This is a genomic window from Nocardia vinacea NBRC 16497 (genome assembly GCF_000308835.1).
GTDB lineage: Bacteria > Actinomycetota > Actinomycetes > Mycobacteriales > Mycobacteriaceae > Nocardia > Nocardia vinacea.
The window spans coordinates 1-2,131 of the sequence record NZ_BAGN01000185.1; the positions used below are offsets into that span (position 1 = coordinate 1).

2 protein-coding genes are annotated in these 2,131 nt (G+C 65.3%); one reads left to right on the top strand and one right to left on the bottom strand.

Annotated elements, in window-relative coordinates:
- Positions 1–189 precede the first annotated feature (189 nt).
- On the bottom strand, positions 190–1,293 hold the full coding sequence (locus tag ON44_RS26050; RefSeq protein WP_373283210.1) for a DUF3152 domain-containing protein: 1,104 nt from the start codon (positions 1,291–1,293) through the stop codon (positions 190–192).
- A gap of 341 nt (positions 1,294–1,634) precedes the next feature.
- Between ON44_RS26050 and ON44_RS26055 the strand changes: the two genes are divergently transcribed.
- On the top strand, positions 1,635–2,131 hold a 497-nt coding region (locus ON44_RS26055), incomplete at its 3' end, for a TetR/AcrR family transcriptional regulator (RefSeq protein WP_040694836.1).

The following is a 2,131-nucleotide window of genomic DNA, read 5'->3' on the forward strand; positions in this document are numbered from 1 at the left end:
CGCATGCATCGGTGGCCAAACGATCCGCCATCGGTGACCACCACGGAGCGAGTCTTACGAGCGACCCGTTCGCGGCCCGTCTCGCGTCCGAGTCGTCGAAGCGCATGCGACGAAGTCGCGAGTCTCGACGGCTCGGACGCGAGACACAGGGGGCCGCGAACACGCCGCGCCGAAGGCGCGGCCAACAACTCAGCCGCGCGGATACGGCCAGGGATTGAAGCGACAGCGCTTACCGTCCATCGGGACCACACCGTCCGGATCGAGGGCGGCGATGTCGTTGTTCTTGGTGCCGAAGGTCTGCTGCATCATCACCGGCGCGAGCCCGCCGTCGGTCTCGCACGGCTGATGCTGGTGGTAGCCGATGGCATGGCCGACCTCGTGGTTGACCTGGTACTGCCGATAGGAACCGATATCGCCCTCGAAGGCCAGCGCACCGCGCACCCAGCGCACCTCCGAAAGCACCACTCGCCGCAGATCGGCATTGAAGCAGGAGGAATCAATCGGAATATCGAAACCGCAAGCCTTGCGCGAGGATTCGCGGGAGGCGAGCGAAATGCGGAAGTCCGGTTCGCCCTGATCGATGCGCCGGAAGGCGAATTTGGTGTCGTGCGCCCAACTCTTGGGATTGCCCAGGGTGCTGTCGATCAACTTGGCCACGGATTCGTCCCCGCCGAATCCGGAAGTGTCCACGCCGTTCTCGATTTCGACGGTGTACTTGAACTGGAATTCCGATCCGGTGCCCACCTGCGCGGTGGTCCCCGGCACCACACGCCATGTGCCCGTACCGGTTTCGGTGAACGGTCCGCCGTCGGGCAGCGCGCCGGTCGGCAGATTCGTCGGGAAGTGGCCGTCGCCGGGCGGTGCGCCGATGATTCCCGCGGATGCCGCACGCGGGCTCAATCGTCCGAATCCCGGTGCCCCGCCTGGCATATGCGCCGGATCGGTGCCCCCGCGCACCGCGTCCACGATCACCAGCACGGTCACCACGAAAAGTACGGGAAGTGCGTAAGCACGCCAACCATAGGTGCGGATGAAACGACCGACCGCGCTCTGCTTCTTGGTATCGCGCTCGGGTCTCGGTGCGCGGGAACGACTCTCGTCGGGTGCGGTGGGATCCCAGCGAGCCCGCAGCGGTTGATAGGAACGGTCGACCATTGGGTCGGACGAACCGAGCGGGTCATAGACCGCGACACCGTTCTCATCCCGCGGTGGCGAACCGGATCTCCATTCGATCTCACCCTCGGCGCCGTCCTGGGCAGCGGCACCGTTTCGGGTGGCTGCCCCTGTACGCACCTCGGGGCCTGGCCTTTCCACAGGGCCCGAGACTACGGAACCGGACGCGGTGGAGCCAGCCCGGCGGTGCGCACTGCGCCCGGCGCCGGAGGGTCTTTCCGGTCGGTCGGTCACGTCAACCAGCGTCTCACAGGGCGCAATACCCCCGGCTCGAGTACATCTCCACGCCCGATGCCGACCCTTTCGAGCGACCTGCGAGCAGTCGCAAGCGGTGCGATATATCTCACCGAGTGGACCGCATCTGCAGCCCCGATCTGCAGATGCGGTACAACCGGGTATCGTTCTTGGGATACCCGGTGTACACCCCAATTTGCCGGGGCATCGACTGGGAGAGCCGAAAAATGACTGACCTCGTGGACCGGATGACGTCCCGCAAAACGTCCTCCGATGCCATGGCGCCGACCAAGCGCGGTACCCGGCTTCCGCGTGACGAGCGTCGTCAACAGCTACTCGCGGCCGCCAGTGAGGTGTTCGTCCAGCGCGGCTACCACGCCGCGGGTATGGACGAGATCTCGCAGTGCGCAGGAGTGAGCAAGCCGGTGCTCTATCAGCACTTCGCCAGCAAGCTCGAGCTCTACTTGGCGGTGCTGCAGAACTACGTCGACATGCTGGTGTCGAGTGTGCGCCAGGCGCTGCGCTCGACCACCGACAACCGGCAGCGCGTGCGCGCCGCGGTACAGGCCTATTTCGATTTCGTCGACAACGAGATGCAGGGCTTCCGACTGGTTTTCGAATCCGATCTGATCAGCGAGCCGCAGGTGCAGCGCCGGGTCGAGCAGGCCACAGAGGCCTGTGTGGACGCGGTCTTCGACCTGGTGGCCCACGATTCCGGTTTGGA